We start from the raw sequence: 5,479 nt of genomic DNA, 5'->3' as shown, positions 1-5,479 counted from the left end.
GGCGCCGGATCAGGCGTCGCGGCCATTGCCGCAGCAAAGGCCGGCGCCGCGGAGGTTGTGGCCTGTGATCTGGACCCGCTGGCGCTTGCCGCCTGTCGCGCCAACGCAGAACTCAACGGCGTGCAGCTCAACTATTCGGATGACTTCTTCGCCGAGGCTGACCGCTACGACCTGATCATCGTCGCCGACGTGCTGTACGACCGCGCCAACCTTCCGCTGCTCGATGAATTTCTCAGTCGCGGTCAGGTGGCGCTGGTTGCCGATTCCCGCGTGCGGGACTTTCAGCACCCCCTGTATCAGCGCCTGGACATTCTCGACGCCTGTACCTGGCCGGACCTGGCCGAACCTGCAGAGTTTCGCCGGGTCAGCCTCTACCAAGCACGTCGCGAACCTATACCCATGGCGATGTGCTGAAACGAAAACCCAGCAACCTGAGGTTCATGAGGAGAACAGATGCCGACCGAACAACCACTGCGCCTGTTCTTTGCGCTGAAGTGCCCTTCCGACCTTGGCGAGGCCGTCTGCAACTGGCGTGACAGTCAAGGAATCGGAGGTCGCCCCGTCACTCAGGCCAATCTGCACATGACCCTGGCGTTTCTCGGCAACCAGCCCGTAGCAGCCGTGGAGGGTCTAAGGCAGCTTGCGGCTAGCATACGCGTCGACGCCTTCACGCTGCGGCTCGATCAGCTGCGCCTGATCGGTAAGGATTTCGCCTGCCTGACGCCCAGTCAAAACCCCTCGCCACTGAATCAACTGGTCGAGCAACTGCACGCGGGGCTGTCCACTCACGGCATTGTGCTCGACGCACGGCCGTTCCTGCCGCACGTCACGCTGTCACGCAGGGTTCAGACCTTGCCCGGTCTCCAGCCGCGGCCGTTCCAGTGGTCGGTAGACCGTTTCGGACTGTACCGCTCCGACAACACACCACGAGGGGTGCTCTACAGCGAACTGGCGAGCTGGTCACTGGCGAATCCGCGGCGCTGACCGGGTGCGCGCCGTGCCCTTGCTTCCGAATCGCCTCGCCCCCACTTAACATGCATGCCTACTTTCGCATGCGCCCATTCCGAGAATTCCAATGAGCCAGACTCCCTACATCTTTGACGTCACCAGCGCCAATTTCGAACAGCTGGTGCTGGAAAATTCCTTTCACAAGCCGGTGCTGGTGGACTTCTGGGCCGAGTGGTGCGCGCCCTGCAAAGCGCTGATGCCGCTGCTGGCCAAGATTACCGAGGAATATCAGGGCGAACTCGTGCTGGCCAAGGTCAATTGCGATATCGAGCAGGACGTAGTGGCCCGTTTCGGCGTTCGCAGCCTGCCTACCGTGGTGCTGTTCAAGGACGGTCAGCCGGTCGACGGTTTTGCCGGTGCCCAACCGGAATCAGCCATTCGCGCCATGCTCGAGCCCCACGTGCAAGCACCTGCCGCACCGGACGCCGACCTGCTCGAGACCGCGCAAACACTGTTCGCCGAAGGCCGCATCGGCGAAGCGGAGAACCTGCTCAAGCAATTGCTGGCCGAAGACAACGAAAAGGCTGCAGCACTGATTCTCTATGCACGTTGCCTGGCCGAGCGTGGCGAGCTTGGCGAAGCCGAACTGGTACTCGATGCGGTCAAGGGCGACGAGCACAAGCAGGCGCTTGCCGGCGCCCGCGCGCAGCTGACCTTTCTGCGCCAAGCCGCTGACCTGCCGGAAGTGGCCGATCTGAAAAGCCGCCTGGCGCAGAACGCCGAAGATGACGAGGCGGCTTACCAGCTGGCCATTCAGCAGCTGGCACGCCAGCAGCACGAAGCGGCGCTGGACGGCTTGTTGAAGTTGTTCGTGCGCAATCGCGGCTACGCGGACGGCCTGCCGCACAAGATGTTGCTGCAGGTATTCGACCTATTGGGAAGCGACCATCCGCTGGTCACAACCTACCGCCGCAAGCTGTATCAGGCGCTTTACTGAGCCATCGAAGGAAGCGTCTTTAGCAATTGCATCCTCCCGACTCGGATAGGTCGGCTATCCGTTTCGGGGATGTCCCTTTTCTCATACCCGCGTCCTGGTCCAGCCTGACAGCGCGGCGGATCGGTAGAGCGTGATCCACCCTACCGCTGAATGCATGCCGATCTTTGGGCGATGCTTCGGCTAGCCACTGAGTAGTTGACGCAACGCCAGGCAATCACGGGCGTGCAGATCGGTCAGCTCAGGCCAGGGGTTTTCTGGCAGGTTGACCAGCACGCCGCGCGCGCCTGCCGCCTTGGCGCATTCCAGGTCGAAACGGAAATCACCCACCATCACCAGCTCGCTGGGTTCGATGCTCCATTGGTCCGCCAGATGCAATAGCCCACCGGGATCAGGCTTGGGCGGCGCCTCGTCACGGCCGAGGATGTCCTCGCTGGCAAAGCAATCACCCATGCCCACCGCCTGCAGCGTCACCAGCGCCAACTCGTGCGCATTGCGCGTCAGCACACCCAGCCGACAACCGCGATCACGCAATGCGTGCAGGAGCTCACGGGCGCCTGGCGCCGGTGTCGCGGCATAAGCCAGCTCACGCTCGTGTTCCAGCAGCCAGGCGCGTTTGCTGGCGGCTTCGTCGGGCGGAAGCGCTGCGAGGTGATGCAGGATGTCGTCTTCCTGGGGGATAGCGAGCGCCCGCTTGATCGCCGGAAAGTCATGCACGGCAAGGGTCAGGGTGCCATCCATGTCAAATACCCAGTACCGCGCGTCGGCCAGGCTCACTTCCAGTCCTCGCGCACGCGAATCAGCCCTTCCTGCGCCACCGAGGCAACCAGTTGCCCGGCGCGGTTGAAGATGCTGCCGCGCGCAAAACCACGCGCGTTGCCGGCCCAGGGGCTGTCCATGGAATACAGCAGCCACTCATCGGCGCGCACTTCGCGGTGGAACCAGATGGCGTGATCCAGGCTCGCCAGCTGGATGAACTTGCTCCACGAACTGACACCGTGCGGCTGCAACGCCGTGCCGATGAAGCTGAAGTCCGAGGCGTAGGCGACCAGATACTTGTGCAGCGCCGGGTTGTCCGGCAGCGAGCCATCGGCACGGAACCAGATGTGGCGGACCGGCTCGATCGGCAGCGGGTTGATCGGGTCCTGCAGTGTGACCGGGCGGATCTCGATGGGTTTGGGGCGACGCAGCTTTTCCGCCACCCGCGCCGGGACCAGTGGGGTCAGCTTGTGCAACAGCTCCCATTCGCTGAGCAGATCCTCGGGACCGACCACGTCAGGCATCGGCAACCGATGCTCGAAGCCGGTCTCATCCGCCTGGAACGAAGCGCTGCAGGTGAAGATGGTCTGACCTTTCTGAATCGCGCTAACCCGGCGGGTGGTGAAACTGCCACCGTCACGCACCCGATCTACGTCGTAGACCACCGGCTGATGGGAATCCCCAGGGCGCAGGAAGTAACCGTGCATCGAATGCACGTGACGCTCCGGCGCCACGGTCTGGCTGGCGGCGGACAGCGCCTGGCCAACGACCTGGCCGCCGAATAGCTGCGGAAAGCCCAGGTCCTGGCTGTCGCCGCGAAACAGGTTTTCTTCTATTCGCTCCAGCGACAGCAGGTTGACCAGCGTGTCTAGGGTGTCGCTCATGGTGTAGTTCCTTTATGTATGCGAGGCACGGGGCAGGCGCGCAATGGTACGGATTCCTCCGTATCGGCTCCACTGGTTGCGCTTATCGGCGAATATCGGCCCAGTTCTCGTCAGTCATCCGGTACAAGACGTGAGGGCGCACTGGATGCCCCTCGGCGATGTTGGGATGATCGAAATCACCGGCCGGCTGGCGCTGCATACCCAGCGCCTCCATCAACGCCTGTGAGCGATCATTGAGCGCCGCGGTGTATGCCACAACCTCAGGCAGTTGCAGGCGGTCGAACCCGCACGCCAGCGAAGCCTCCGCCGCTTCGCGCGCAAACCCCTGGCCCCAGAATTCATGAGCGAGCCGCCAGGCAATCTCCACCGCGGGGCAGAAAGGCAGTTGCAGACGGCACCACGAAAGGCCCGCCAGACCGATAAAGCGCCCATCACTCTTGAGCTCGAGCGCCCAGATGCCGAAACCGAACCTGGCGAAATGAAGCCGGCAGCGTGCCATCGCCGCCGCACAGTCATCGCGTGAGAGCAGCCCGGGGAAATAGCGCATCACCAGCGGATCGGCACACAGCTCCGCCAGCGGATCGAGGTCCGAATCACGCCAGGCGCGAAGCCGAAGACGTGGGGTTTCCAGTTCAATGCGTTCCATCGGTTCGCCCATGCTGTTTCCTTGAAGAATCAAATACCTGCTCTGCATACTGGGTGCCGAACCCGATGAGCGCCACCCGATGTCCCTGCCGCTGGTTTTCCACGACGACTACAGCCCGCTCTTGCCACCGGGGCACCGCTTTCCGATGGAGAAGTTTCGGTTGCTGCGCGATCACCTCGTCGCGTGCGGTTTGACCACCGACCAGGCATTGTTGCGCCCCGAACTTTGTCCGACCGACGTGCTGGCCCTCGCGCACGACCGCGATTATGTCGACCGTTACCTCAGCGGCGACATGAGCCGTGAGGAATTGCGCCGTCTGGGCCTGCCCTGGAGCCCGCAACTGGCGCAGCGCACCGTGCGCGCAGTAGGCGGCTCGCTGTTGGCCGCGGACCTTGCCTTGCAGCACGGGCTGGCCTGTCACCTGGCCGGAGGCACTCACCATGCTCATCACGATCATGCCTCCGGATTCTGCATATTCAATGACCTGGCCATTATGGCCCTTTCGCTGCTGGAGAGCGGTCGCGTGAGTCGCGTGCTGATCTTCGATTGCGACGTGCATCAGGGCGACGGCACAGCGCGCATTCTCGAGCACGTACCGGACGCCATCACCGTATCACTGCATTGCGAAAAGAATTTCCCGACGCGCAAGGCCCGCAGCGATTGGGACATCGGTTTGACACCGGGCGTTGGCGATGCGGATTACTTGAAAGTCGTCGACAACGCGCTCAACTACCTGCTGCCGCTGTATCAGCCTGATCTGGTGATCTACGACGCCGGCGTCGATGTACACCGCGACGACGCGCTGGGCCTGCTCAACCTCAGTGACGAAGGCCTGGCCATGCGTGACAGCGCAGTGATTGAGCATTGTCTGGGGCGAGATATTCCGGTGGTTGGCGTGATCGGCGGCGGCTACGACAAAGACCGCGCGCGGCTCGCCCGGCGCCATGCGCAACTGCACATCAGTGCCGCCGAGGCCTGGCAAAGACACGGTTTATGCTGACCTCGCTGGTCACACCACCAACCATAGGGCGGATTACAGTTGTGCCAACTCCAGGCTGGATGAGCCCGCACCACGCCCTACTCAGTCGGCCCTTGCTGCAAATTTCTCATCGCGAACAGCTAGAATGGCCGCCCCCGAACCACGGCCAGGTTATCCATGCGCACCCCAGAAACTCGCGTCGCAATCATCGGCGGCGGCCCCGCCGGGCTGATGGCTGCTGAAGTGCTGAGCCAGGCGGGCGTTGCGGT

The 5,479-nt window shown here is 63.0% G+C and carries 8 protein-coding genes; 5 read left to right on the top strand and 3 right to left on the bottom strand.

The window, feature by feature from the left end; all coding sequences use genetic code 11:
* The 3 genes from PSTU_RS0106865 to trxA form a co-directional block, all read left to right on the top strand.
* The coding region (locus PSTU_RS0106865) for a 50S ribosomal protein L11 methyltransferase (RefSeq protein WP_019340300.1) at nucleotides 1-414 on the top strand (414 nt) is incomplete at its 5' end.
* A gap of 39 nt (nucleotides 415-453) precedes the next feature.
* Nucleotides 454-984: an RNA 2',3'-cyclic phosphodiesterase gene (gene thpR / locus PSTU_RS0106860; RefSeq protein ID WP_019340299.1), complete on the top strand. Its 531-nt coding sequence runs from the start codon at nucleotides 454-456 to the stop codon at nucleotides 982-984.
* A 91-nt stretch (nucleotides 985-1,075) separates the two neighbouring features.
* Entirely contained in the window at nucleotides 1,076-1,945 is an 870-nt protein-coding gene (gene trxA, locus PSTU_RS0106855; protein WP_019340298.1) for a thioredoxin, read from the top strand.
* Between the two features lie 180 nt (nucleotides 1,946-2,125).
* On the opposite strand, the gene PSTU_RS0106850 is transcribed toward trxA, so the two are convergent.
* The 3 genes from PSTU_RS0106850 to PSTU_RS0106840 all read right to left on the bottom strand — a co-directional run bounded on the left by PSTU_RS0106850 (nucleotide 2,126) and on the right by PSTU_RS0106840 (nucleotide 4,243).
* Entirely contained in the window at nucleotides 2,126-2,719 is a 594-nt protein-coding gene (locus PSTU_RS0106850; RefSeq protein ID WP_019340297.1) for an HAD family hydrolase, read from the bottom strand.
* Nucleotides 2,716-3,585: an acyl-CoA thioesterase II gene (gene tesB, locus PSTU_RS0106845; RefSeq protein ID WP_019340296.1), complete on the bottom strand. Its 870-nt coding sequence runs from the start codon at nucleotides 3,583-3,585 to the stop codon at nucleotides 2,716-2,718. The genes PSTU_RS0106850 and tesB overlap by 4 nt, the downstream gene beginning before the upstream one ends.
* A gap of 82 nt (nucleotides 3,586-3,667) precedes the next feature.
* Complete coding sequence (locus tag PSTU_RS0106840; RefSeq protein ID WP_019340295.1) at nucleotides 3,668-4,243, bottom strand: GNAT family N-acetyltransferase; 576 nt, start codon at nucleotides 4,241-4,243, stop codon at nucleotides 3,668-3,670.
* Nucleotides 4,244-4,310: 67 nt separating this feature from the next.
* Here PSTU_RS0106840 and PSTU_RS0106835 point away from each other — a divergent pair, with 67 nt between their 5' ends.
* A complete protein-coding gene (locus tag PSTU_RS0106835) occupies nucleotides 4,311-5,231 on the top strand; it encodes a histone deacetylase (protein WP_019340294.1) in 921 nt (306 codons plus the stop codon).
* Between the two features lie 156 nt (nucleotides 5,232-5,387).
* A partial coding sequence (locus PSTU_RS21670) for an FAD-dependent monooxygenase (protein WP_141566884.1) occupies nucleotides 5,388-5,479 on the top strand: 92 nt, incomplete at its 3' end.

The organism is Stutzerimonas stutzeri SDM-LAC, assembly GCF_000235745.1.
GTDB classification, from domain to species: Bacteria; Pseudomonadota; Gammaproteobacteria; order Pseudomonadales; family Pseudomonadaceae; genus Stutzerimonas; species Stutzerimonas stutzeri_H.
The sequence above is the reverse complement of the archived record's forward strand: the minus strand, read 5'-3'. Positions and strand labels throughout refer to the sequence as shown.